This window comes from Leucobacter sp. UCD-THU (genome assembly GCF_000349545.1).
GTDB lineage: Bacteria > Actinomycetota > Actinomycetes > Actinomycetales > Microbacteriaceae > Leucobacter > Leucobacter muris.
In genome coordinates, this window is record NZ_KB714600.1 from 266,891 (window position 1) to 292,571 (window position 25,681).

Genomic DNA, 25,681 nt, shown 5'->3' on the forward strand with positions numbered 1-25,681 from the left:
GGGGCGGGCGGGGAGCGTGTCGCTCCGCGGCCCGGTCGAGGGGCGGATCCCGCTCCCCGCGGCTGTCGTGGCGCGGGATCGCCGCCCCCGGGCCTGTCGCCCCTCTCGGCGAGAGGGGCGACAGGCCCGGGGTCGGCGGCTCAGCCCTCGAGGTTGATGTGGCGGAGCGTCGGGAACATCATGCCGATGACCGGCGTGACGGTGAACTCCGACGTGGAGATGTAGGCGTTGTTGGCCTGGTACCACACCGAGTAGAAGGCCTGGTCGGTGACCAGCTCGTTGAGCTTCTCGATCTCGGCCGTCTGGGCATCGCCGGGCTCGGCGGTGAAGACCTTGTCGGCCTGGGCCTGGATCTCGGGGAAGGCGTCGACTCCCGGGGTGGGGTTGTACCACTGGGGGTTGACGATCTGACGCTCGACGGTGGCGACCGGGTTGCCGTCCATCGAGATCACGCCGATGAACATCGGGTAGGTGGGAGCGTTGCCCATGTAGTCCATGAACTGGTACTCGTCCCAGCTCACCGTGATGTTCAGCTCGCCGAAGACCTGCTCGACGGTGGCCTGCCACGCCTGGAACGGCTGGGCCATCGGCATCTTCACCTCGAAGCCGTCTGCGTAGCCGGCCTCGGCGAGCAGCTTCTTCGCGGTGTCGATGTTGGGTGCGTAGAGGTCGTTGAGCTCGGGCAGGTTGCCCGCGGTGCCGTCGGGGAACACCTGGTTGGTGTCGACGCCGGCGCCCTGGCCGATCGCGCCCAGCATCTCAGCGCCGTTGAAGGCGTAGTTCAGAGCCTGGCGCACCTTGAGGTCGCCGAGCGGCTTGCCCATCTCGGTCGAGCCGGTGCGGTCGGTGAACTGCAGGCCCACCCAGGTGGCGACGCCGGAGCTGACGTTCCAGTCGTAGTCGGGGGCCATGTCCATGGCGGTCTGGTCGCCGTAGATCACGTTGAACTGGCCGCCCTCGAGCCCGTTGAGCATCGCGGTCGGGTCGCTCAGCGGCGAGATCACGAGCGGGTCGAAGGGGAAGTCGGCGGCGGCCCAGTGGTCGGCGACCTTGTCGAAGTGGTACTCGGAGCCCGCGACGCTCGAGTCGGAGAGCGTGTAGGGGCCGGATCCGACGGGGGCGGTGGCGAGGCTGCCGTCGTCGATGGCGGCGGGCGCCATCATGTAGCTGCGGCCGAGGCCCATGAAGTAGAGGATCGTGTCGTCGCGCTGGGTGAGGTGGATCGCGATGGTGTCCTCGTCGACGACCTCGAAGCTGTCGACCTTGGTGTAGGCCTCCTGCGAGCGCACGCCCTCCTTGAGGTACTCGAGGCTCTTGACGGCCGCCTCGGCGTTGAACTCCTCGCCGTTCGAGAAGACCGCGTCGGTGCGCAGATCCATGGTGATGGTCTTGAAGTCTTCGGAGACCTCCCACTCGGTCGCGAGCGCCGGTTCGGGCTCGCCCTTGCCGTTGTCGACGACCAGCGGATCGTAGATGGCGGAGAGGTAGGGGCCGTCGAAGCCGATGTCGGCGAGCGCAGGATCCCAGGAGGTCACGTCAAGGAAGTTGCCGACGTTGAGGGGCACGACGGCGCCTTCGCCGCCTCCGCCCCCGCTGCCGTCGCCGGAGCCGCCCGACGAGCAGGAGGTCAGCGCGAGCGCAGCCGCAGCGACGGCTGCGAGGCCCGTGAGGGTTTTCTTCATCATGTCTACTTCTCTCGGTTTTCGGAGATGTGGGTGAGGGTGAGGCGCCGTTGCAACTCCACCGCGCAGCCCGGGAATGGAGTCCCCACCAGATGCGATGGACGTCACTTCGGCGTGCCGTCGCGTTTCATTCTACGCACGTTGACAATAAAAACAAGTCGCGCGGGGCACCGAGAATGTTACGAATTCAACACGGCAGAATCGACCTCGCCCACTGGCGCGGATCGAGCTGAATCGTATACGATCGCAGGCAGGCGATGCGGAGCGGCAGAGCGCAGCACCGCGCACACGCAGAAACGGAGGCCTCGTGCTCGAGCAGTCACAGATCGAATCCATCGCGGATGAACTGGTGCAGGCGGACAGGGATCGCACGATCCTTCCCAAGCTCACCGCCCGCTACCCCGGCATGGTGATCGAGGATTCGTACGCCATTCAGAAGGTGTGGTCGGATCGGCGCATCGCCGACGGGGCCCGCCTCGTCGGCCACAAGATCGGCCTCACCTCGAAGGTGATGCAGGTCGCCACCGGCATCTCCGAGCCCGACTACGGCGTGATTCACGACGACATGGTCTACGAGTCGGGCTCGGTGCTCGAATTCGACCGCTTCTCGAACGTGCGCATCGAGGTCGAGCTCGCCTTCGTGCTCTCGAAGCCGCTCTCGGGCCCCGGCACCACGATCTTCGACGTGCTCGACGCCACCGCCTACGTGGTGCCCGCGCTCGAGGTGCTCAACTCGCACCTCGAGCTCGAGGGCCGCACGATCGTCGACACCATCAGCGACAACGCCGCGATGGGCGCGATGGTGCTGGGCGGCCGCCCCGTGAAGGTCGATGAGCTCGACCTCACCTGGGCGAAGGCGCTGCTCTACCGCAACGAGACCATCGAGGACTCCGGCGTGGCGGGCGCCGTCCTCGGCCACCCCGCCCTCGGCGTGGCCTGGCTCGCGAACAAGCTCGCCCAGCACGGCCAGACCCTCGAGGCCGGCGAGATCATCCTCGCGGGATCCTTCACCAAGCCGATGTGGGTGGAGCGCGGCGACACCGTGCACGCCGACTACCACGAGCTGGGGGCGGTGACATGCCGATTCGTCTAGAGCTGCCCGCTACGCTGCGCGAACGACTCGACGCGGCCGACCGACCGCTCATCGGCCTCTGGGCGTGCGCCGGCAGCCCGATCACCGCCGAGATCGTGGCCGGCAGCGGCTGCGACTGGGTGCTGCTCGACGCCGAGCACTCCCCCAACGGACTCGAGTCGGTGCTCGCGCAGCTCTACGCGATGTCGGCCTACCCGGTGGCGCCGCTCGTGCGCCCGCCCTTCGGCGACTCGGTCACCATCAAGCAGTTCCTCGACCTCGGAGCGCAGAACCTGTTGATCCCGATGGTCGACTCGGCCGAGCAGGCGGCCGAGGTCGTGCGCGCCGTGCGCTACCCCGACGGTTCGGCCGGCGGCGGCGTGCGCGGCGTGGGGTCGGCGCTCGCGCGCTCCGCGCGCTGGAACCGCGTCGAGGGCTACCTCGGTCGCGCCTCGGAGACGATCAGCCTCACCGTGCAGATCGAGTCGGCGACCGCGGTCGCCGACGTCGAGCGGATCGTGGCGGTCGACGGGATCGACGCGATCTTCGTCGGCCCCTCCGACCTCGCGGCGTCGATGGGGCTGCTCGGCCAGCAGAACCACCCCGAGGTGGTGGACTCGGTGCTGCGCGCGATCGCCGCGGGTGTCTCTGCGGGCAAGCCGGTCGGCGTCAACGCCTTCGTGGAGGCCGATGCCGAGCGCTACATCGAGGCGGGCGCCTCGTTCGTGGCGGTGGGCGCCGACGTGGCGATCCTCGCCCGCCAGACCGAGGCCGTCGTGGATCGCTTCGCGGGCGCCGCCGCCGCGGAACGCTCCAGCTACTAGCCCCTCCGCACCGCGGGGTCGCACAGTTCAACACCCAGAAACGCGGAGTCCCGGACTGCCGGTCGCGGAGGCGAGGAGGCAGCGGTTCGGGGCTCCGGGTTCTCGGAAGCGGGGGATCGAGCCCCCGCTTCCCAAATCCATCCAGATCGTATACGATAAGAAATACAACGAGCGATCGTCCCCTCGGGCGTGAGCCAGATGAGCGAGGTAGCCATGACGTACGGAATCGAGACCCCCGGCAAGATCATCGCCGTCCATCTCAACTATCCGTCGCGGATCGCGCAGCGCGGCCGCACCCCCGCATTCCCCTCCTACTTCTTCAAGCCCGCCTCGTCGCTGGCCCCCACCGGCAGCACTATCGAGCGCCCCGCCGGCACCGAGCTGCTCGCCTTCGAGGGCGAGGTCGCCCTCGTGATCGGCGAACCTGCCCGCTGGGTCTCCCCCGAGGACGGCTGGAAGCACGTCGCCTTCGTCACGGCCGCCAACGACTTCGGCCTGTACGACCTGCGCGCCGCAGACAAAGGGTCCAACGTGCGCAACAAGGGCGGCGACGGCTACACGCCCATCGGACCGAAGGCCATCCCCACCGACGGCATCGGCCAGGATCAGTGGCGCGTGCGCACCTGGGTCAACGGAGAACTCGCCCAGGACGACACGAGCGACACCCTCAAGTTCTCGTTCGGCCAGCTCATCGCCGACCTCTCGCAGCACATGACCCTCGAGACCGGCGATGTCATCCTCACGGGCACTCCCGCGGGCTCCTCGGTCGTGATCCCCGGCGACGTCGTCGAGGTCGAGGTCGACGCCCCGACCGCGCCCGGCGCCCCCAGCACCGGCCGCCTCGTCACCACCGTCGCCCAGGGCGACCACGAGTTCGGCGACTTCGGCAACAAGCCCGCCGTCGACGACAAGCAGCGCATCGAAGCGTGGGGCAGCGAGCAGGAGCACGCGGCCGCGGTCGCCGCGGGCCGTGCCACCCCGCTCGACGAGCAGCCCGAGGCGAGCCCCCTCACCGCCGAGATCCGCGAGCTGCTCGACGGCGTCGCCGTCGCCACCGTCTCCGCGGCGCTGCGCAAGCGCGGCTACGTCGACATCTTCATCGACGGCGTGCACCCGAACCACGAGGGCGACACGATCCTCGGCACCGCGAAGACCCTGCGCTTCATCCCCTTCCGCCCCGACCTGTTCAAGCAGTACGGCGGCGGCTTCAACGCGCAGAAGCGCGCCTTCGACACCGTGAACGAGGGCGAGGTGCTCGTGGTCGAGGCCCGCGGCGTCCCCTCCACCGGCACCGTGGGCGACGTGCTCGCCCTGCGCGCCCAGGTGCGCGGCGCGGCCGGCATCGTCACCGACGGCGGCGTGCGCGACTTCGCGGCCGTGCAGGAGTTCGATATCCCCGTCTTCTCGCAGGGCGCCCACCCCAGCGTGCTGGGCCGCCGGCATGTGCCGTGGGAGACCGACGTGACCATCGCGTGCGGAGGCGCCGCGGTGCAGCCGGGCGACATCATCATGGGCGACCGCGACGGCGTCATCGTGATCCCGCCGTTCCTGCTCGACGAGGTGGCCCGCGAGGCCGCCGCCCAGGAGCGGGCCGACGCGTGGGTCGCCGAGCAGGTCGCGAAGGGCGCGCCCGTCGACGGGCTCTTCCCGATGAACGCCGAGTGGAAGGCGAAGTACGAGGCCGAGCAGGAAGCGCGGGCGTAACCGTGTCAGCAGAGTCCAAGTCCGAGCGGGCGTACCGCCTGATCCGCAGCAGGATCGACAGCGGCCAGTACGTGCCCGGCTACCGCCTCGTGCTCGCGACCATCGCGAACGAGCTCGACATGTCGGTGGTGCCGGTGCGCGAGGCGATCCGCCGCCTCGAGGCCGAGCAGCTCGTCACCTTCGAGCGCAACGTCGGCGCCCAGGTCTCGCTCGTCAAGGAGACCGAGTACCTGCACACCATGCAGACGCTCGCGCTCGTCGAGGGCGCGGCCACGGGGCTCGCCGCACCGCACATCACCGCCGACCAGATCACCCGCGCCCGAGCCGTCAACCAGACGATGCGCGAGTCGCTCAGCTCGTTCGACCCGCTGCGCTTCACCGAGCTCAACCTCGAGTTCCACAGCGTGCTGTTCGAGACCTGCCCCAACCCGCACATCCTCGACCTCGTGCACCGCGGCTGGAACCGCATGAAGGTGCTGCGCAACTCCTCCTTCAGCTTCGTGCCGGGGCGCGCGCAGGAGTCGGTCGAGGAGCACGAGCGCCTGCTGCGGCTCATCGAGAGCAAGGCCGACCCGCTCGATATCGAGATGGCGGCGCGGGCCCACCGCACCGCCACCCTCGAAGCCGTGCTCGCCCACTCCGAAGAGCACAAGCACGCCCCAGACCGGCAGCCGACCCCGGCCGCCTGATCCACCCCGACAGACCCACCCAACCCCACCACCGGAGGCGAAAACATGACCCAGGAGAAGCCCGCAGGGCTGCCAGACAAGATCCGCCACTTCATCGACGGCAAGCACGTCGACTCGGTCGGCGGCGAGGAGTTCGAGGTTCTCGACCCCGTCACCAACGAGACCTACATCATGGCCGCTTCGGGCCAGAAGGCCGACATCGACCTCGCGGTCGCCGCAGCGAAGCGCGCGTTCGACGAGGGCCCCTGGCCCAAGATGCTCCCCCGCGAGCGCTCCCGCATCCTGCACAAGGTCGCCGACATCGTGGAGTCGCGCGACGAACAGCTCGCGCGCTTCGAGAGCTTCGACTCGGGCCTGCCCATCACGCAGGCGAAGGGCCAGGCCCGTCGCGCGGCAGAGAACTTCCGCTTCTTCGCCGACCTGATCGTGGCGCAGCACGACGACACCTTCAAGGTGCCCGGCCGTCAGATCAACTATGTGAACCGCAAGCCGATCGGCGTCGCGGGTCTCATCACCCCGTGGAACACGCCCTTCATGCTCGAGTCGTGGAAGCTCGGCCCTGCGCTCGCGACCGGCAACACGGTCGTGCTGAAGCCCGCCGAGTTCACCCCGCTCTCGGCGTCGCTGTGGGGCGAGATCTTCCGCGAGGCCGGCGTGCCCGACGGCGTTTTCAACCTCGTCGGCGGCTTCGGCGAGAGCGCGGGCGACTCGCTCGTGAAGCACCCCGACGTTCCGCTCATCTCGTTCACCGGCGAGAGCCGCACCGGCCAGATCATCTTCGGCAATGCCGCGCCCTACCTCAAGGGCCTCTCGATGGAGCTCGGCGGTAAGAGCCCCGCGGTCGTGTTCGCCGACGCGGATCTCGAGGCCGCCCTCGACGCCACCGTGTTCGGCGTGTTCAGCCTGAACGGCGAGCGCTGCACCGCGGGCTCGCGCATCCTCGTGCAGCGCGACATCTACGACGAGTTCGTGGAGCGCTACGCCGAGCGCGCGAAGAACGTGGTCGTGGGCCTGCCGAGCGACCCCAAGACCGAGGTCGGCGCGCTCGTGCACCCCGAGCACTACGAGAAGGTCATGAGCTACGTCGAGATCGGCAAGGGCGAGGGCCGCCTCGTCGCCGGCGGCGGCCGCCCCGAGGGCTTCCCCACGGGCAACTACGTCGCCCCGACCGTGTTCGCCGATGTGAAGCCCGACGCACGCATCTTCCAGGAGGAGATCTTCGGCCCCGTCGTCGCGATCACCCCCTTCGACACCGACGAAGAGGCGCTCGAGCTCGCCAACAACACCAAGTACGGGCTCGCTGCCTATATCTGGACCTCGAACCTGAAGCGCGCCCACAACTTCGCGCAGGCGGTCGAGGCGGGCATGGTGTGGCTCAACTCGAACAACGTTCGCGACCTGCGCACCCCGTTCGGCGGCGTGAAGGCCTCGGGCCTCGGCCACGAGGGCGGCTACCGCTCGATCGACTTCTACACCGATCAGCAGGCCGTGCACATCACGCTCAACGAGGCGCACAGCCCCAGGTTCGGCGCCGGCAAGTAACCCCCTGGGATCCGGGCCCATCCCCATGCGGGGCCCGGATCCCGCACCTCCCCCCTCCCCCACACAGCAAGGACGCTCACTCATGGCAAAACTCAACGAAAGCGATAAGACCTCCTCGGGTTTCTGGGTCACCCAGGAGGCCCCGATCGAGAGCGACAACCCGATCACCACGCCCCAGGCCGAGGCTCCCGACATCCTGCGCTGCGCCTACATGGAGCTCGTCGTCACCGACCTCGCCGCATCGCGCAAGTTCTACGTCGACGTGCTCGGCCTGTACGTGACCGACGAGGACGACGAGGTCATCTACCTCCGCTCCACCGAGGAGTTCATCCACCACAACCTCGTGCTGCGCAAGGGCCCGGTCGCGGCCGTCGCCGCGTTCTCGTACCGCGTACGCACCCCCGAGGATCTCGACAAGGCCGTCGCCTTCTACGAGGAGCTCGGCTGCGACGTGCGCCGCAACGAGAACGGCTTCGTGAAGGGCATCGGCGACTCGGTGCGCGTGGTCGATCCGCTCGGCTTCCCCTACGAGTTCTTCTACCAGACCGAGCACGTCGAGCGTCTCTCGTGGCGCTACGACCTGCAGAAGCCGGGCGAGCTCGTTCGCCTCGACCACTTCAACCAGGTCACCCCCGATGTGCCTCGCGCAGTGCGCCACTACCAGGATCTCGGCTTCCGCGTGACCGAGGACATCCAGGACAACGAGGGCACCGTCTACGCCGCTTGGCTGCGCCGCAAGCCGACCGTGCACGACACCGCCGCCACGGGCGGCGACGGCCCCCGCATGCACCACGTCGCCTTCGCCACCCACGAGAAGCACAACATCCTCGCGATCTGCGACAAGCTCGGTGCGCTGCGCCTCAGCGACCACATCGAGCGCGGCCCGGGCCGTCACGGCGTCTCGAACGCGTTCTACCTCTACCTGCGCGATCCCGACGGCCACCGCGTCGAGATCTACACCCAGGACTACTACACCGGCGACCCCGACAACCCGGTCGTCACCTGGGATGTGCACGACAACCAGCGCCGCGACTGGTGGGGCAACCCCGTCGTGCCCTCGTGGTACACCGACGCCTCGCTCGTGCTCGACCTCGACGGCAACCCGCAGCCCGTCGTGGCTCGCACCGACAACAGCGAGATGGCCGTGACCATCGGCGCCGACGGCTTCTCGTACACTCGCGAGGGCGACGACGTGAAGGGCTTCAAGCTCGGCGAGACCCTCTAAGGAGCGGTTCGCGAAGGGCCCGGGCGCACTGCGCGCCCGGGCCCTTCTACGTGCGGGGACGGGTCCGGATCCCGGCCGCCCGCACGGTGCGGCGGGGCCGGCCCGAGGGTGCGAGGGCCCGGCTCCCGCGGCGCGATCCCGAGCGCGAGCTCGGCGTAGCTGCGCACGGCCGCGCGGCACTCCTCCCGCGGCGTGCGATCACCCACGAGCGGATAGAGGTCGTAGGCGTCCTCGAGCGCGACGAGGTTGCGGGCGATGATGCCGGGCGGCGACGCGAGCGCGAACTCCCCCGTGCCCGCACCGATCTCGATGAGGGTGCGGTAGAGCATGATCTGGCGCTCGGTGAGGGCGCGGTGCGCGGGCAGGTACTCGGGGTGCTCGGCGAGAATCGGCACGCTCTCGTAGACGTAGCGCAGCTCGTCGCTGATCTCGTCGGGCACACCCGCGTCGATGAGGGCGTAGATACGGTCGGCGGCGCTCTCGGGCCGGTCGATGATGCGCTGGCGCTGCTCGCTGAACTGCTCCATCGCCCCGGCGAGCGCGGTGATCTGCAGTTCGTTGAGGCTGGAGAAGTAGTGCAGCACGTTGGCCGGGCTCATCTCGGCCTCGGCCGCGACGGCGCGCACGTTGATCGGTTTGCGCGGGCGGGAGCGGGCGACCCGCCAGAACGCACGGATGATGTCTTCGCGGCGTTCGTGGCGTCGGCGCGCGGTCGCGTTCATGGTGTCAGCCTAGCGGGAGATGAGCGCGGGACCCCCGGAGCACGACGCTCGCAGCGTCGGAGTCCGCGCCGGCCCGTCGCCCCGCGCGGGGCGACGGCCGGCGATCCCGCGCCCTATTCGGCGCCCCGGGGCACGACCTTCACCGATTCGGTGAGGCTCGCGTAGTAGGCGGGCTTGCGCTTCTTGAGCACGAGGCCCACGACGATGCCACCGATGAAGAGGATCGGGGTCGGCAGCAGCAGCACCTGATTGATCGGCCCCTCGAGCCCCGTGACGACCTCGAAGTTCGTGACGATGAGGAAGTAGCCGATGATCAGTCCGATCGCTCCGATGGCGGGGGCCGCGACGACGCGCCAGACGCTGTGGCCGCGGCGATCTCTCACGAAGTACCAGACCACGGCCACCGCGGTCACCGCCTGGGCGAAGACGAGCCCCTGCACGCCCGTGGCGTAGGTCCAGATCGCGAGCCCGAGGAACGGGTCGGCCCGCAGCAGCAGGGCGACCACGACCGCGAGCAGCGAGATCGCCGAGAGGGTGATGCTCGCGACGGCGGGAGACTGGCTGCGCGCGCTCGACCGCCCGAGGGCGCGGGGCAGCAGCCCCTCGCGGCCGAGCGAGAACAGGTAGCGGGTGCAGGCGTTGTGAAAGGCGAGCACGCAGGCGAAGAAGCTCGTCACGATGAGGATCTTCATGACGAACGCTGCCCAGGCTCCGGCGTAGTCGCCCGTGCCCTCGATGACGAGCGTCTCGAAGGCGTCGCTGCGGGCGAGCTCGATGAGGCCGTCGGCTCCGAACGCGAGGGTGAGGATCCAGAAGGTGAAGGCGTAGAAGACGCCGAGGAACGCGATCGCGATGATGGTGGCGCGGGGCACGGTGCGCTCCGGGCGCTTCGCCTCCTCGGCGTAGATCGCGGTGCTCTCGAAGCCGAGGTAGGCGCCGAAGCCGATGACGAAGAGCGCCCCCGCGCCGGGTGCGAAGAACACGTTCTGCGGGTCGAAGGAGGCGAGGCTCGCGGGCTCGGGGCCGCCGTCGACGAGCACGGCGACGGCGAGCACGAGCAGGATCGCGACCTCGAGGGTGAGCAGCACCGCGAGCACCTTCGCGCCGACGTCGACCTTGTTGTAGCCGAGCAGCCCCACGATGAGCACCGCCGCGACCGAGTAGACGCCCCAGTGCAGCTCGACGCCGAAGAGCTCGGCGAAGGTGAACTCGGCGAAGAAGCCGATGAAGCCGTAGAAGCAGACGACGAGCGCCACATAGGCGAACACCGTGACCGACGAGACCGCGAGGCCCGCCGGTTTGCCGAGGCCGCGCGAGACGTACGCGTAGAAGGCGCCGGCGTTGCGCACGCTCTGGGACATCGCCGTGAAGCCGAACGCGAAGCAGATGAGCACGGCGCCCGAGAAGAGGATCGCGCCGGGCGCGCCGATGCCGCCCATGCGGAACGAGGTGATCGCGCCGCTGACGATCACGGTGAGGGGCGCCGCGGCCGAGATGACGAAGAAGACGATGTCCCAGGTGCCGAGTCGCCCGGCCGCGAGCTCACCGCCCTTCGTCGCCGTTACGGTGGTGGACGGTGCTGACATGTCGACTCCTTCGTCATCGGGACGCGTGGCATTCTTCAAACACGGATCGAATGATCGCGCTTAGCGCCTCGAAAATGTAGTGTAATCACAAACGGAAGGATTAAACAATGTTCAATACTTCGGAGTCGGCACCCCCGCTGGGTGACCAGGGGGCCGGGGCCGCCCCTCGCACCCGCGACCTCGGCGTGCCCCTCGACGGCACGCCCGGCCCGCTCAACGCCATCACCGACGTGCCGGGCCTCGAGGTCGGCTTCGTCACGATCACCGACGACGCGCCCGTCGTCGCGCGCACCGGCGTCACCGCCATCCTTCCGCGCGGGCGCGACCGCGCGGGCCTTCCCTGCGCCGCCGGCGTCGCAGTGCTCAACGGCAATGGCGAGCTCACCGGTCGCAGCTGGATCGAGGAGTCCGGGCAGCTGCAGGCGCCCATCGCCATCACCAACTCGCACGCCGTCGGCTCGGTGCACCGCGGCGTCGACCGCTGGATGGCGGCGCACCACCCCGAGAGCGCGGCCGCGTGGATGCTGCCCGTCGTGGGCGAGACCTGGGACGGCTACCTCAACTCGATCAACGCCGACACCGTGCGCCCCGAGCACGCCGAGCAGGCCCTCGACGCGGCCTCGGGCGGCCCGCTCGCCGAGGGCAGCGTCGGCGGCGGCACCGGCATGAACTGCTACGGCTTCAAGGGCGGCACCGGCACGGCCTCGCGCACCGTGCGCATCGGCGACGAGTCGTACACGGTCGGCGTGCTGCTGCAGGCGAACTTCGGCTCCCGCGAGGAGCTCAAGATCGCGGGCCGACCCCTCGGCCGCGAGTCGCGGGCGCCCAACCCGATGGAGACGAGCGACTGGTTCGACCGCGAGCTCTCGGGAGCCCGCGCCGTTCCCGGCGCCGGCAGCGTCATCGTGGTCGTCGCCACCGACGCCCCCCTGCTGCCCGACCAGTGCGAGGCGCTCGCCCGCCGCGTACCGCTCGGCCTCGCGCGCACCGGCACCACCGGCAGCCACTTCTCGGGCGACATCTTCCTCGCGCTCTCGACCGCCAACGAGGGCTCCCTCGGATCGCGGATGGCCGCGACGGGGCCCGTGGTCGAGCAGATCGCGCACGTCGCGTGGGGACGCATCGACCCCCTCTTCGCCGGTGTCGTCGAGGCGACCGAGGAGGCGGTGCTGAACGCGCTCGTCGCCGCCCGCGACACGGTCGGCCGTGAGGGGCGCGAGAGCTTCGCGCTGCCCCACGACGAGGTGCGGGCCGCGTTCTCCGCGGCGTGAGCGTGCCGTGAACGGGCCCGGCTCGAGCCGGGCCCGACCGCCTCACTCGGGCGCGCCCGCCTCCTCCAGCTCCTCGAAGTTCTCGAGATCCCGCGAGAGGCTCTCATAGGTCTCGGGACGCTTCGACTTCAGGTATCCGGCGTAGAGCACACCTCCCACCACCGCGAGCACCAGCACCCACGGCAGCATGAGCACGTACAGGGCGCTCGATCCCGCCACGAGGTCGAAGTTCACGATCGCCATGATGCTGAAGAGCAGCAGCGCGAGGAAGCCCAGGCCGGGGGCGATCAGGGTGCTCCAGATGCGCGGATCGCGCTTGCGCCGGAAGTACACCACCACGGCGAGCGCGGCGATCGCCTGCACGATCATGATCGAGAGCGTGCCGAAGCCGAGACCCACCGGCACGAGGGTCGCCACCGGCGGCAGCGGGTTGCCCTCGGGGTCGGTCTCCACGAAGATCGCGAAGACGCCGGCGATCACGAGCGCGAAGACCAGATTCACCGCGAGACCGCGCTGGGGCGCGCCCTTCGCGTTGGTCTGCGCCAGCCAGCGGGGCAGCACGCGGGCTCGGCCGAGCGCGTAGAGGTAGCGGGCGGCCGAGTTGTGGAACGCGAGCTGCGCCGCGAACAGGCTGACCACGAGCAGCACGATGGCGACGATCCCCATCACCGGGCCGAGGTACTGGTCCATGAGCATGAGCGTCAGGTCGCCGCCGTCGAGGTGGTCGAGCGCCGTCTGCTGCGCGTCGAACACGCCGAGCGCGCTCACGATCGCCCACGCGCCGAACGCGTGGAGCCCGCCGATGAGGACGATCGCGACGTAGGTCGCGCGCGGGATCGTCTTGCGCGGCTCGCGCGCCTCCTCACCGAACAGCGCCGTGGCCTCGAACCCGACGAAGGCCGTGGCGACGAGCAGCAGCGCGATCCAGACGGAGCCGCCCACCAGGATCTCGGGGCTGAACGCGAGTGTGATCGCCTGGATGTCGAAGCCCGTCGTGAAGAGCACCGAGAACGCGAAGGCGAGGATGAGCAGGATCTCGAGCACGAGCGCGACGCCCAGCACGAGGGCGCTGACGTGGATGCCGGAGCGCGCGAGCAGGAAGACCACGACGCACAGCACGAAGCCGCACAGGTACCAGTGCAGCTCGATCCCGAAGATCATCGGCAGGGCCACCGCGCCGGTGAAGAAGCCGATCGTGCCGAGCGCACCGGCCACGAAGACGTTGTAGCCGATCGTCGCGATGATGCCGGTGGTGAGGCCGGCGGCCCTGCCGAGTCCTTTGACCGCGATGGCGTAGAAGCCGCCCGCGTTCGTGAGCTCCTTCGTCATCTGCGCGTAGCCGACCGCGAAGAGCAGCAGCGCGATCGCGACGATGACCACCGCGACGGGGGTGCCGCCGCCGTTGCCGAACGAGATCGCGAGCGGCAGCACGACGATCGCGACCGTGACGGGGGCGACCGCGGCGAGCACGAGGAACACGATCGACGAGACGCCGAGCTTGTTCCTCGCGAGTTGATTCTGAGAGGTGTGGTTCATGGGAGACTTCCTTGTGTCCGCGCTCGGGGAGAGCCTGTGTTCGGTGGGGTTCTCGTGCGTCGTCGGATGCGCGGCGCGGAATCGCCCGCGATCCGCGGAGCCGGCGGCGCGATCCTCCTCGACCGCACCGCGGGCTTCCGTGCCCTCTTCATAACACGGCTCGCCCCTCCGCGGGGATCTCGGGGCCCGGTTCGCGCTCACAGTCAAGAAAACGGCGATGATCCGCGCTGCCGCACATGCCGCTGGGCCGGAAACGGCGGGATCCGACACTATCCATTTGGACAGTCTTGCGCGCATCGTCAAGCCCCGTGCGCCCACCGCACAGCCTTGCCCTTCGCTCTCTCCCGGCCCATTCATAGACTCAACACGAGCATGCCTCCGGCGCCACCGTCGGCGCACCGGCAACGCAGCCACACCGAGAGGAAACCCCATGACCGCCCCAGCAGCACCCACCGAAGTCCCGCAGGACGCGGGGCTCAGCCGCCGCACGCTCGGCGTTCCAGCCATCACCTTCATGATCATCGCGGCCTCCGCGCCGCTCACCGTCGTCGCAGGCGGCGTCACCACGTCCTTCGCCGTGACCGGCTCGCTCGGCGTGCCCCTCGGCTTCCTGCTCATCGCCGTCATCCTGGCGGTCTTCGCCGTCGGCTACACCGCGATGGGGCGCTTCATCACCAACGCGGGCGCCTTCTACGCCTACATCTCGCGCGGCCTCGGCCGACCCCTCGGCGTGGGCGCCTCGCTCATCGCGCTCGTCGCCTACAACGCCATGCAGGTCGGCATCTACGGCCTGTTCGGCTTCCAGCTCTCCATGTTCCTCGAGGCCAAGTTCGGATTCGCCTCCCCCTGGTGGCTCTGGATCCTGCTCTGCATCGTCGTCGTCGGCGTGCTCGGCGTCAACCGCGTCGACCTCTCCGCGAAGGTGCTCGGCGTGCTCGTGGGCCTCGAGTTCCTCGTCGTCATCGTCTTCGACATCGTCTCGCTGAACGTCGCGCCCGAGGGCGTCTCCACCGCGACCCTCGACCCCTCCCAGCTCTTCGGCCCCGCACTCGGCATCATCCTCGTCTTCGGCGTCGCCGCGTTCATGGGCTTCGAGGGAGCCGCCATCTACGGCGAAGAGGCGAAGGATCCGAAGCGCACCGTCCCCCGCGCCACCTACGCGGCCGTCGCCATCATCGGCGTCTTCTACGCCCTCAGCGCGTGGGCGTTCTCCGTGGGCATCGGGCCCTCGCAGATCGTCGAGCAGTCGCAGACCTTCGGCCCCGACCTCATGTTCGTCTTCATGGGAGAGCACACGAGCGTCATCTTCGCCGACATCATGACCCTGCTGTTCATCACGAGCCTCTTCGCAGCGCTGCAGTCGTTCCACAACGCCGTCGCGCGCTACTTCTTCTCCCTCGGTCGCGAGGGCGTGCTGCCCGCGTGGTTCGCGCACACCAGCAAGCACGGCGCCCCGTGGGCCGGCTCCGTCGCGCAGACCGTCATCGCGGTCGTCGTGGTGGCCGGCTTCGCGCTCGTCGGCGACGCGTTCGGCGCCGCCGAGTCCATGTTCGGCGAGATGGCGTTCCTCTACCCGGTGCTCACCATGTTCACCTGGCTGACCAACACGGGCGCCGCCGCGCTCGTGCTGCTCATGGCGATCATCGCCGCCGCCGTCATCGGCTTCTTCCGGAAGGATCGCCGCGGCCTGAGCCTCTGGACGACGGTCATCGCACCGGTCGTCTCCGGCCTCGCCCTGCTCTGGGTGTTCGTGATGATCCTCGCCAACTTCCAGCTGATGCTCGACCAGGAGCAGCCCGACGCCACCACCTTCATCCTGCCCGGCCTCATCTTCGCCGCCGGCATCATCGGCATCGTGTGGGGCCTCGTGCTGCGCTCCAGCAAGCCCGAAGTGTACCGGCGCATCGGCCACGGCACCGAGCCCGGCGCCTACGGCACCGAGGTGCTCGAGGTGGTCGACGAGAGCTGACCGCAGTCGCGAAACGGGTGAGGGCCCGGGAGCATCGCTCCCGGGCCCTCGCTCGTTTCACTCCGTAGGCTGCCGTCGTGGGCGGCACCGCAGCCCGGCAAAACGCTGGCGCGTTGTGCTTCAGGCTGCGCCCTCGAACATGCTCGTGACCGAGCCGTCCTCGAAGACCTCGTGGATCGCCTTCGCGAGGAGCGGGGCGATCGGCAGCACGGTCAGCTTGTCGAACTGCTTGTCGGGGCCGACGGGCAGCGTGTCGGTCACGACCACCTGGTCGATGAAATCCTGCGAGAGGTGCTCGGTCGCGCGACCCGAGAAGATCGCGTGCGTGCAGGCGATCGTGACACCCTTCGCACCGTTCGCCTTCAGCGCCTCGGCCGCCTTCGCGATCGTGCCGCCCGTGTCGATCATGTCGTCGACCACCACGCACCAGCGATCCTTCACCTCGCCCACGATCTCGTGCACCGAGACCTGGTTCGGCACCAGCGGATCGCGGCGCTTGTGGATGATGGCGAGCGGCGCGTCGAGCTTGTCGCTCCACACGTCGGCGACGCGCACGCGACCCATATCGGGCGACACGACCGTGAGGTCGTCGCGGTCGATCGTGCGCTTGAAGTGGTCGAGCAGCACCGGCATCGCGAACAGGTGATCCACCGGGCCGTCGAAGAAGCCCTGGATCTGCGGTGCGTGCAGATCGACCGACATGATGCGGTCAGCGCCCGCGGCCTTGAACAGGTCGGCGACGAGACGCGCCGAGATGGGCTCGCGGCCGCGGCCCTTCTTATCCTGGCGCGAGTAGGGGTAGAAGGGCGCCACCACGGTGATGCGCTTCGCGGAGGCCCGCTTCAGCGCGTCCACCATGATGAGCTGCTCCATGAGCCACTCGTTGATGGGGTTGGTGTGCGACTGGATGACGAACGCGTCGGCGCCGCGCACGCTCTCGTCGAATCGGGCGTACAGCTCGCCGTTGGCGAAGGTGCGCGCGTCGGTCGGAACGAGCTCGGCGCCGAGCTCGGCGGCCACCTGCTCGGCGAGCTCGGGGTATGCCCGGCCCGTGATGAGGACGAGCTTCTTCTGCCCCGCCATCTCGATCTTGCTCATGGGTGCTACTTCCCGCTGTCCTTTGCTCGTTTCGATTCCTGTGCGAGCTCCGCCGCTCGGGCGGTGCTCGTGCCGGGCCGATGCTCGGCTACCCACCCCTCGATGTTGCGCTGCGGCGCCACGCTGAGCGCCAGCGACCCCGAGGGGACGTTCTTCCGCACGACCGTGCCAGCAGCCGTGTACGTGCCATCCTCAATCGTAACGGGCGCGATCAGCACGTTCTTCGAGCCGATGCGCACCCCGTCGCCCACGACCGACTGGTGCTTCTGCACGCCGTCGTAGTTCGCGAAGATCGTGCCCGCCCCCACGTTGCTGTCGTCGCCGATCACGGCGTCGCCCACGTAGCTGAGGTGCGGCACCTTGCTGCCGTCGCCGATCTTCGCGTTCTTGGTCTCGACGAACGCGCCGAGCTTGCCGCCCGCGCCCAGCTCGGTGCCGGGACGGATGTACGAGAACGGCCCCACGCTCACCGCGGGCCCGAACACCGCCAGCGTGGCCTCGCTGCGGCGGATCCGCGCGCCCTCGCCCACCTCGCAGTCGACGAGGGTGGTATCGGGGCCGATCACGGCGCCCGTCGAGATCGTCGTGGCCCCGTGCAGGAAGGTGCCCGGCAGGATCTCGGCGTCGGCCTCGATCGAGACATCGGCGTCGATCCAGGTGGTGGCCGGATCCTGGATCGTGACCCCGTTGCGCTGGTGATCGCGCACGATGCGGCGGTTGAGCTCGCGGCCGGCATCGGAGAGCTGCGCGCGGTCGTTGACGCCGGCGATGATCCACGGGTCGTCGGTGGCGACCGCCTCGACCGCTCCGCCGCCCGACAGGATGCGGGCCGCGGCGTCGGTGAGGTACTTCTCGCCCTGCGCGTTGTTCGTGTCGATCTGCGCGAGCGCCGACTCGAGCGCGCGACGCGCGAACACGTAGATGCCGCCGTTGATCTCCGTGATGCGGCGCTGCGACTCGCTCGCGTCCTTCTCCTCGACGATGCCCGTCACCGAGCCGCCCGCGTCGCGCAGGATGCGGCCGAGACCCGTCGGATTGTCGAAGATCGCCGAGAGCATCGTCATCGCACGGCCGCCCTCGAGGTGCCCGCGCACGAGGCGGTCGAGCGTGGCCGTGTCGATGAGGGGCACGTCGCCGGACAGCACCACGACCGAGCCCTCGAAGTCGTCGGGCAGGGCGGCGAGCGCCTGCTCGACGGCGCGCCCCGTTCCCGGGATCGCGTCCTGATCCACGATCACGGTGTCGGGCGCGTGATCGAGGATCGCCTCGGCCACCCGGTCCCGGTCGTGCCGCACCACGGCGAGCACCCGCTGCGGCGACAGGCCGGCCGCGGTGTCGAGCACGTGCGCGATGAGCGAGCGGCCGCCGATGCGGTGCAGCACCTTCGGCAGCGACGACTTCATGCGCGTGCCCTGCCCCGCGGCGAGGATGACGACGGCTATGTGACGGTCTGACATGTGATGGTTTCCTTACCCGGTGTCGAACTGTTCCCGGATCAGCACCCTTCGGCGCGGTTTCCGAGTGGGCCCGCTCCCCGCACGGAGAAGCTTCGCTTCACTCATCTCCGCCTGCACCGGTGAGCGCAGGCGGAGCGGGCATTCGATGCTGCGCATCGAAACCCCGCTCCGCCCCTAGGGTTCGAACCTAGACCTCACAGCTCCAAAGGCTGTCGTGCTGCCATTACACCAAGGCGGACCGCGCCGCGAACGGCACCGTACAAGTCTGCCAGATCGCCGGGGCTCCCGCGCCCGCCCCGCATTCCGGATCGGGGTCGCTTTTGGTCGCGCGACCCGGAGACACGCGACCAAAAGCGACCCCGATCTCGAAGCTCGGCGCCCGAACCCGGATAATGGAGAGATGAAGCATGAGGACGAGGTCGACCGCATCATCGCAGACTGGACCCGCGCGCGGCCGGATCTCGATCTCGCGCCGCTCGCGATCTTCTCCCGGCTGTGGCGCGTCACGAAGCACCTCGACCGGGCCCGCGCGCACGCCTTCGAGCGCTCGGGGCTCGCCTCGTGGGAGTTCGACGTGCTCGCCGTGCTGCGCCGGGGCGGCGAGCCCTTCAAGCAGAGCCCCAAGGTGCTCGTGCAGCAGACGATGGTGTCGAGCGGCACGATGACGAACCGCATCGACCGCATGGTCGAGCGCGACCTCGTGCGCCGGCTCACCGACCCGAACGACGGCCGCGGCGTGCTCGTCGAGATGACGTCCCACGGGCTCACGCTCGTCGACGCGGCCATGACCCGGCTCAGCGACGCCGAGGAGCGCCTGCTCGGCGGCCTCGCCCGCTCGGAGCGCGAGCGGCTGTCGGTGCTGCTGCGCAGACTCGCACTCAGCGTCGACCGTTTCGAACCCGTGACCGGGCCGATCACGCTCCCCCAGACCGACTAGTCGGATCGCTCGCGCGATCCTTTCGCCCCCGGCCCGCCGAACAGCACGGCGCTGCGCCCTCCCGTCGGTGGCCTCGGGGCCGCCGACTCGGGGCTCGGCGGAGTCGGAGCGTCGCGGGCTCAGCAGGCGGGCTCAGGCGCCGGGCAGCACCCGATCCTCGGGCAGCGCCGGCGTCGATGCCGGGGGCCGGCGCAGGGTGCCGGATGCTCCGCCCTCGAACGCGGCGGCGTAACCGAGCAGAGCGGGATCGCTGTAGGCGGCTCCGGCGAAGGTGAGGCCGACCGGCATACCGATGTCGCTCATCACGCCCATCGCGACGGTCACGCTCGGGATGCCGAGGTGGCGCAGCGCGTAGTTGCCGTTCGAGAAGAACACGCCGTTCGACCAGGCGTGGTCGGCGGCCTCCATGTCGCGCTCGGCGTTCTCGCGGGCGACGTCGGCGTTCGCCGGGAAGACCACTCCGTCGAAGCCGTTCTCGTCGAGCCAGCGCTCGAAGAGATCCTCGCGCAGCTGCACGAGGGCGCGCAGCCCGCCGGCGAAGTCGGCGCGCTCGCGCGGATCCGGGATGCCGCGCTTCGCGTAGGCCACGGTCTCGCGGTAGCGGTTCTCGTAGTCCTCGACCTCTTCGTAGCGGTCGGGCAGCGTGCCGGGGGGCTGCGGGAAGATCCGGTCCGGATCCACCACCGCGAGCTCGGGGATCGCAGCGTCGCCGTTCGCCTTCAGGAAGTCGTCCCACCCGAAGGCGAGGAAGTCGGTGAACTCGGTGTCCATCCATCCCTCGGGCAGCACGCCGAGCGCGCCGACATTCTCCTGCCCGGGGCGATCGCCCTCGTACTGCTCGATGAGCGGGAAGCCGGTCTCCGCGAGCTCGGCTCCGAGCGACTCGAGGCGGGCCCTCGCCCGGTCGAAGAGCTCGAGCACGGCGGGGCGCACCGCGATCGGGAAGTCCGGATCCTCGCCGAGGTACATCTTCGGCACCGCGAAGCGCTTGCCCGCGAGTGCTGCGGGGTCGGCGATGTCGAGGTACGAGGCGGGGCGGTGCTCGCTCGGCTTCGGCAGGGCGACGACGCTCTGGTTGCGCCAGAAGTCGCCCCGGGTGACGGGGTCGTCCTGCACGAGCACGTCGAGCACGCGCAGCATGTCGGGCATCGAGCGGGTGTGCGGCACCACCACGTCGCGGGCGGGGAACAGAGGCCAGTTGCCCCGGATCGAGAGCACGCCCCAGCTCGGCGTGTAGGCGCACAGTCCGTTGTTCGAGGCGGGGCTGCGGCCGCTCGACACCGTCTCCTCTCCCATGCCGAACACGGCGAGGTTGGCTGCGGTGGAGACCCCCGACCCGTTCGAGGAGCCCGAGGCGTAGGCCGCGGCGAGATAGTCGCGGTTGTAGGGGCTCTCGGCGCGGCCGTAGACCCCGCGCTGCATGCCGCCGTCGGCCATCGGGGGCATGTTCGTCTTTCCGATCAGCACCGCCCCGGCCTCGCGCAGCTTCGCGACCGAGAACGCGTCCCACTGCGCGACGAGGTGTTCGAACGCCGGCGACCCCGAGGCGACGGTGAGGCCCTCGACCATGTACGAGTCTTTCACGGTGAACGGCACGCCCTCGAGCGGGCGCGCCTCGCCCGCGGCGTACCGGCGGTCCGACTCGGCGGCCTGCTGCAGCGCCTCGGGGTTGGGCACGACGATCGCGTTCAGGCCGTCCTCGCCCCGGTCGTAGGCCTCGATGCGGGCGAGGTACCGCCCGGTGAGCCAGGTGCTCGTGATCTCGCCGCGGCGCAGCGCGCCGAGCACGTCGTCGATGCTCGCCTCGATCAGCTCGAACGCTTCGGTGCGGTCGCTCATGGATCCTCGTCTCTCTGCTGCTGCCCCGAAAGGGGGCATTGCCACGGTCGGCGGTGCGCCGTATCCTGAAAATAGTTTCAGTTCTGAGCGGCCGGGTGTCAAGTGGCCCCGTCCGCCCGCGCGGCGAAAAGGGGGCGGCATGGGGAACGACGCCCGCGAGCGCATCATCGAGGCGTGCGAGCGCGTGATCGCGCGGGGCGGGCTGCGAGGCTTCCGCATGAGCGACGTCGCGCGCGAGGCCGGGGTCTCGATCGGGCTGCTCTCGTACCACTTCGGCGACCGCGACGGGCTGCTGCAGGCCGCCCTCGATCACGTGAACGAGAGCGCGGCGCGGCGCGCGGCCGCGGGTGCGGGCGGAGCCGCGACCGCGGGGGCGGGCGCGCTCCCCGAGGGGGATGCGAGCAGCGCGGAGGATCGCCTCGCGGCACTGCTGTGCTCGGAGTTCGGCGATGAGCCGCAGGTGCGCGCAGGATCGACGGCGTGGAACGAGCTGCGGGCCGCAGCCGTCTTCGACGAGGAGCGGGCCGCGGCCGTCGCCCGATCCACCTCGGACTGGCAGCGCGCCGTGCGGCGGCTGCTCGCCGAGGCGGCGCCGCGCACCGACCCCGACGAGGCCGCGCTGATCCTGACCTCCCTCGTCGAGGGGCTCTCCGGCCGCTGGCTCACGGGCCAGCTCACGGCCGAGGAGGCCCAGCGAGCCGTCCGGGCGGCGCTGCGGCCGCTCATCGCAGCTGGCGCCCCGCCCGTCGCCGAAACCGGCTCCGCGGCCTCCGCCGCCGCCGACCCCGTCCCGCCCGCGACCGGCCCCGGCCGGGGTTAGACTCGGTCGGGCGAACCCGCCCGATGAAAGGACGACATGACCGAGACCGCCGCCCAGGCGCCGCACGAAGAGCTCCAACGAGGCCTCTCGAACCGGCATCTCCAGCTCATCGCGATCGGCGGAGCCATCGGCACCGGGCTGTTCCTCGGGTCGGGCAAGGTCATCAGCCTCACCGGGCCCTCGGTGCTCTTCATCTACGCGGTGATCGGCTGCATGATGTTCTTCCTCATGCGCGCCCTCGGCGAGCTGCTGCTGTCGAACCTGAACTACAAGACCTTCGGCGACATCGCGAAGGATCTCATCGGGCCGTGGGCCGGCTACTTCGTCTCGTGGACCTACTGGCTCACCTGGGTGGTCATCTGCGTGGCCGACATCATCGCCATCACCAGCTACGTCTCCTACATCAACGCCTCCATTCCGGCCTGGGTGCCGGCGCTCATCACCGCCGCCGTGCTCACCGTGCTCAACCTGCAGCCCGTGAGGTTCTTCGGCGAGTTCGAGTTCTGGTTCTCGATCATCAAGATCGTGGCGATCCTCGCGCTCATCGCGACGGGCATCGTGCTGCTCGTCACCGGCTTCGAGAACCCCGACACCGGCACCCGCTCGTCGCTCGCCCACCTCTGGGACCACGGCGGCCTTTTCCCCTTCGGGGCGAGCGGCTTCCTGCTCGGCTTCCAGCTCGGCATCTTCTCGTTCATCGGCGTCGAGCTCGTCGGAACGGCCGCGGCCGAGACGAAGGATCCCCACCGCAACCTGCCGCGCGCGATCAACTCCATCGTGGTGCGCGTGCTCATCTTCTACATCGGCGCACTTACCGTGATCATGGCGATCACCCCCTGGGACAAGCTCGACCCCGACCGCAGCCCCTTCGTGACGACGTTCGCCTACGCGGGCTTCGGCGCGGCGGCCTTCGCGATCAACCTCGTGGTGCTCACCTCGGCCGCGTCGAGCGCGAACTCCGGCTTCTACTCGGGCACCCGCATGATGCACGCCCTCGCCCACGACGGGCACGCGCCGTCGCGCTTCGCCCTCACCGACAGCCGGGGCGTGCCGCGGCGCGCGGTCTTCTTCTCGGCGGTGTTCGTGTTCTCGGCGGTGCCGATCCTGCTGCTCGGCGAGAGCGTGATCGAGGCGTTCACCTTCGTCACCTCGGTCGCATCGACGTTCATCCTCTTCATCTGGAGCATGATCGCCATCAGTTTCATCCAGTACCTGCGCAAGCACCCCGAGCGGCACGCGGGGTCGTCGTTCAAGACGCCGCTGCCCCGGATCGTGCCGTGGGCGGTGCTCGTCTTCTTCGCGTTCATCCTCGTCACGCTGGCGCTCGCCGAGGACACGCGTCTGCCGCTGCTGTTCACCCCGATCTGGTTCATCGTGCTCGGCGCGATGTGGAGCGTGACGAAGCGCCGCCTGATCCGGGAGGGCCGTCCGCTCACCGCCCCCGTCGAACTGCCCGAGCTCGGCGACGGCGCCCGGCACGGAGGCTGAGCGCGGTCGCCGATCCGCGCCGAGGATCAGGCGAAGGCCGAGACGCCCGTGATGTCGCGGCCGATGATGAGCGCCTGCACGGTCTCGGTGCCCTCGTAGGTGTGCAGCGCCTCGATGTCGGCGAAGTGCCGGCCCGCGCGGTTCTCGAGCAGGATGCCGTTGCCGCCCAGCAGGTCGCGCGCGTTCGCGACCATCTCGCGGGCGGTGCGGGTGGCGGTGTACTTGCCGAGCGACGCGCCGGGCCCCGACAGCTCGCCCCGCTCCTCCGCACGGGTCAGCGACATGAGCAGCGTCTGCAGCCCGGTGAGCTGCGAGAGCATCTGGGCGAGGCGCGACTGCACGATCTGCGAGGCTGCGAGGGGACGCCCGAACTGCACGCGCTGCTTCGCGTAGTGCACGGCGGTCTCGTAGACCGCCGTCGCCTGGCCGAGCGCACCCCAGGCGACGCCGAGACGGGTGGCCTGCAGCACGCGGGCCGTGTCCTTGAAGCTGCGCGCGCCGGGCAGCTTCGCCCCGGCGGGCACGCGCACGCCGTCGAGCTCGATGTGCGCCTGCCAGATGGCGCGCAGCGACATCTTGCCCTCGATGGTGGTGGCGCGGTAGCCGGGGGCGTCCTGCGGCACGATGAAGCCCTGCACCTGGCCGTCATCGCCGCGCGCCCACACGACGGCGATGCGCCCCACGCTGCCCGAGCCGATCCACTTCTTGTGGCCCGTGATGACGTAGCCGTCGTCACTCGACTCGGCGCGGGTCTCGAGGCTCACGGAGTCGGATCCGTGCGTGGGCTCCGTCAGCGCGAAGGCTCCGAGTTCGAGGCCGCGGGCCATGGGCTCGAGCCAGTGCCGCCGCTGCTCATCGGAGCCGCACTCCGCGATGGAGCGCATCGCGAGACCGCCCTGCACCCCCACGATCGTGGCGATCGACCCGTCGCCGCGCGACAGCTCCATGGTGGTGAGGCTCGCGGCGAGCAGGCTCTGCTCGGGGAAGCCCGCGACGTCGACTCCGTCGCGCAGCAGGTCGAGGTCTCCGAGACGTTTCGCGAGGTCGAGCGGGTACTCGGCGCGGTCCCAGATGCCGGCGATCACCGGGCGCACCTCGTTCTGCACGAATTCGCGCGCACGGTCGCGGTAGGCGAGGTCTTCGGCCGAGATGCCGCGGAACACTCCGGCGACATCGGGATCGAGCGGCTGCCAGAGGTCGTACTCGGGCTCCTGCGTTCCGAGCGCCACGGGCGACGTGCTGTTCTGCGACATTGCGGGTCCTCCCTGCGCCGCCGGGGTTGGGGGTCGCTGCGGAGGAGGCGACGGTACGGCGCGTGATTCGAGCATGTCTGAGACTCCGTCTCATGTCAAGATCCCATTCGCTCGATAGAGGCCTGCGCACTGGCGCCGGCTATCAGATCCATCGAATGAAACCCAGTACCAGCTCGGCGAAAACGTGATACCGTCGGCGTATGCCAGCGAAGCCCCCGCCCGCGCCAGCCGATCAGCAGAGCTCGGTCACCGCCATCCGCCGTCTCGCCGAGCAGGGCTACGAGGCGACGACGGCCGGCGACCTGGCCGACGCGGTCGGCATGAGTCGCAGCACGTTCTTCCGCCGCTTCGGCAGCAAGGACGACGTGATCTTCGCCGACCACGACCACGCGCTCGCCCAGCTCGAGGGGCACCTCGGCGCCACGGACCTCGACCCGGGCGAGGCCCTGGTCGAGGGCACGGCCGACGTGCTGCGCCTGCTGGTGCGCGACCCCGAGGCCGCCCGGCTGCGCTTCGAGCTGATGCACGACACCCCGGCGCTGCGCGACCGCGAGCTCGTGATCACGCACCGCTACGAGCGCGTCTTCGCGCGCTACATCCGCCGCGTGCAGCAGCCCGCGACCCCCGGTTGGGTGGCGCCGGCCCTGGCCGCGTCGCTCGTGGCGGTGCACAATGCGACGCTGCGCGACTGGCTTCGGGATCGGATCGCCGACGCCCCGCGGGCCGTCACCCGGGATCTGCACCGGCTCGTGGCGCTCTACGAGCGCTGGCTCTCGGACGAGGGAGATCGGCAGCGGGTGCTGGTGGCGGTCTACGACGCCTCCGGATCGGCCGACGCCGTGCTGGGCGCGGTCGCCGCGCAGCTCGATCGCGAGAGCCGCTGAGTCGAACGCGCCGACGCCTCGGGGATCTGCGGGCCCGGTCGACCGACACGACCGGCCTCCCGCCACGAGGGCCGGGGCGGGGA

At 69.8% G+C, this 25,681-nt stretch carries 20 protein-coding genes and 1 tRNA gene; 12 read left to right on the forward strand and 9 right to left on the reverse strand.

Features of this window, described 5'->3' with window-relative positions:
* Nucleotides 1–140 precede the first annotated feature (140 nt).
* Nucleotides 141–1,685 (reverse strand): ABC transporter substrate-binding protein, encoded by a 1,545-nt coding sequence (locus H490_RS20600; RefSeq protein ID WP_017883320.1) that lies wholly within the window; start codon nt 1,683–1,685, stop codon nt 141–143.
* A gap of 304 nt (nt 1,686–1,989) precedes the next feature.
* Between H490_RS20600 and hpaH the strand changes: the two genes are divergently transcribed.
* From hpaH to hpaD, 6 genes are all read left to right on the forward strand, one after another.
* The gene (gene hpaH, locus H490_RS20605; protein ID WP_017883321.1) at nt 1,990–2,775 is read left to right on the forward strand and encodes a 2-oxo-hept-4-ene-1,7-dioate hydratase; all 786 of its coding nucleotides are present in this window, start codon (nt 1,990–1,992) and stop codon (nt 2,773–2,775) included.
* Nucleotides 2,760–3,578, forward strand: coding sequence for an HpcH/HpaI aldolase family protein (locus tag H490_RS20610; RefSeq protein WP_017883322.1), 819 nt, complete (start codon nt 2,760–2,762; stop codon nt 3,576–3,578). Before hpaH ends, H490_RS20610 begins: the two co-directional genes overlap by 16 nt.
* Before the next feature lie 213 nt (nt 3,579–3,791).
* Nucleotides 3,792–5,282 carry a fumarylacetoacetate hydrolase family protein gene (locus tag H490_RS20615; protein WP_017883323.1) on the forward strand — a complete coding sequence of 497 codons (1,491 nt, stop codon included), beginning with the start codon at nt 3,792–3,794 and terminating at the stop codon, nt 5,280–5,282.
* A gap of 2 nt (nt 5,283–5,284) precedes the next feature.
* The gene (locus tag H490_RS20620) at nt 5,285–5,971 is read left to right on the forward strand and encodes a GntR family transcriptional regulator (RefSeq protein ID WP_017883324.1); all 687 of its coding nucleotides are present in this window, start codon (nt 5,285–5,287) and stop codon (nt 5,969–5,971) included.
* Between the two features lie 45 nt (nt 5,972–6,016).
* Nucleotides 6,017–7,513: a 5-carboxymethyl-2-hydroxymuconate semialdehyde dehydrogenase gene (hpaE, locus tag H490_RS20625; RefSeq protein ID WP_017883325.1), complete on the forward strand. Its 1,497-nt coding sequence runs from the start codon at nt 6,017–6,019 to the stop codon at nt 7,511–7,513.
* Nucleotides 7,514–7,595: 82 nt separating this feature from the next.
* Nucleotides 7,596–8,738: a 3,4-dihydroxyphenylacetate 2,3-dioxygenase gene (gene hpaD, locus H490_RS20630; RefSeq protein WP_017883326.1), complete on the forward strand. Its 1,143-nt coding sequence runs from the start codon at nt 7,596–7,598 to the stop codon at nt 8,736–8,738.
* Here the strand turns inward: hpaD and H490_RS20635 are convergent.
* Together H490_RS20635 and H490_RS20640 are read right to left on the reverse strand one after the other, a co-directional pair.
* Nucleotides 8,735–9,460 (reverse strand): hypothetical protein, encoded by a 726-nt coding sequence (locus H490_RS20635; protein ID WP_017883327.1) that lies wholly within the window; start codon nt 9,458–9,460, stop codon nt 8,735–8,737. The two genes, hpaD and H490_RS20635, sit on opposite strands and share 4 nt — an antisense overlap.
* 113 nt (nt 9,461–9,573) lie before the next feature.
* Complete coding sequence (locus H490_RS20640; protein ID WP_017883328.1) at nt 9,574–11,046, reverse strand: APC family permease; 1,473 nt, start codon at nt 11,044–11,046, stop codon at nt 9,574–9,576.
* 107 nt (nt 11,047–11,153) lie between these two features.
* Between H490_RS20640 and H490_RS20645 the strand changes: the two genes are divergently transcribed.
* Nucleotides 11,154–12,317, forward strand: a complete 1,164-nt coding sequence (locus tag H490_RS20645) for a P1 family peptidase (protein ID WP_017883329.1) — start codon at nt 11,154–11,156, stop codon at nt 12,315–12,317.
* Between the two features lie 42 nt (nt 12,318–12,359).
* On the opposite strand, the gene H490_RS20650 is transcribed toward H490_RS20645, so the two are convergent.
* On the reverse strand, nt 12,360–13,853 hold the full coding sequence (locus H490_RS20650) for an APC family permease (RefSeq protein WP_017883330.1): 1,494 nt from the start codon (nt 13,851–13,853) through the stop codon (nt 12,360–12,362).
* Between the two features lie 430 nt (nt 13,854–14,283).
* Here H490_RS20650 and H490_RS20655 point away from each other — a divergent pair, with 430 nt between their 5' ends.
* A complete protein-coding gene (locus H490_RS20655) occupies nt 14,284–15,822 on the forward strand; it encodes an APC family permease (protein WP_017883331.1) in 1,539 nt (512 codons plus the stop codon).
* Nucleotides 15,823–15,942: 120 nt separating this feature from the next.
* Here the strand turns inward: H490_RS20655 and H490_RS20660 are convergent, their stop codons facing one another.
* The 3 genes from H490_RS20660 to H490_RS20670 all read right to left on the reverse strand — a co-directional run bounded on the left by H490_RS20660 (nt 15,943) and on the right by H490_RS20670 (nt 18,615).
* Nucleotides 15,943–16,920, reverse strand: coding sequence for a ribose-phosphate diphosphokinase (locus H490_RS20660; protein ID WP_017883332.1), 978 nt, complete (start codon nt 16,918–16,920; stop codon nt 15,943–15,945).
* Between the two features lie 5 nt (nt 16,921–16,925).
* Nucleotides 16,926–18,377 carry a bifunctional UDP-N-acetylglucosamine diphosphorylase/glucosamine-1-phosphate N-acetyltransferase GlmU gene (gene glmU / locus H490_RS20665; RefSeq protein ID WP_017883333.1) on the reverse strand — a complete coding sequence of 484 codons (1,452 nt, stop codon included), beginning with the start codon at nt 18,375–18,377 and terminating at the stop codon, nt 16,926–16,928.
* Nucleotides 18,378–18,543: 166 nt separating this feature from the next.
* A tRNA-Gln gene (locus H490_RS20670) sits at nt 18,544–18,615 on the reverse strand.
* 162 nt (nt 18,616–18,777) lie between these two features.
* On the opposite strand from H490_RS20670, the gene H490_RS20675 reads away from it, so the two are divergent.
* Nucleotides 18,778–19,314, forward strand: coding sequence for a MarR family winged helix-turn-helix transcriptional regulator (locus H490_RS20675; protein WP_017883334.1), 537 nt, complete (start codon nt 18,778–18,780; stop codon nt 19,312–19,314).
* Between the two features lie 132 nt (nt 19,315–19,446).
* Here the strand turns inward: H490_RS20675 and H490_RS20680 are convergent, their stop codons facing one another.
* Nucleotides 19,447–21,153, reverse strand: a complete 1,707-nt coding sequence (locus H490_RS20680) for an amidase (RefSeq protein ID WP_017883335.1) — start codon at nt 21,151–21,153, stop codon at nt 19,447–19,449.
* A 139-nt stretch (nt 21,154–21,292) separates the two neighbouring features.
* On the opposite strand from H490_RS20680, the gene H490_RS20685 reads away from it, so the two are divergent.
* Nucleotides 21,293–21,973, forward strand: a complete 681-nt coding sequence (locus H490_RS20685; RefSeq protein WP_017883336.1) for a TetR/AcrR family transcriptional regulator — start codon at nt 21,293–21,295, stop codon at nt 21,971–21,973.
* 36 nt (nt 21,974–22,009) lie between these two features.
* Entirely contained in the window at nt 22,010–23,461 is a 1,452-nt protein-coding gene (locus H490_RS20690; protein ID WP_017883337.1) for an amino acid permease, read from the forward strand.
* 26 nt (nt 23,462–23,487) lie between these two features.
* On the opposite strand, the gene H490_RS20695 is transcribed toward H490_RS20690, so the two are convergent.
* Complete coding sequence (locus H490_RS20695) at nt 23,488–24,714, reverse strand: acyl-CoA dehydrogenase family protein (protein WP_017883338.1); 1,227 nt, start codon at nt 24,712–24,714, stop codon at nt 23,488–23,490.
* 200 nt (nt 24,715–24,914) lie between these two features.
* Between H490_RS20695 and H490_RS20700 the strand changes: the two genes are divergently transcribed.
* Nucleotides 24,915–25,598, forward strand: coding sequence for a TetR/AcrR family transcriptional regulator (locus H490_RS20700; RefSeq protein ID WP_017883339.1), 684 nt, complete (start codon nt 24,915–24,917; stop codon nt 25,596–25,598).
* The last annotated feature ends 83 nt before the right edge of the window (nt 25,599–25,681 follow it).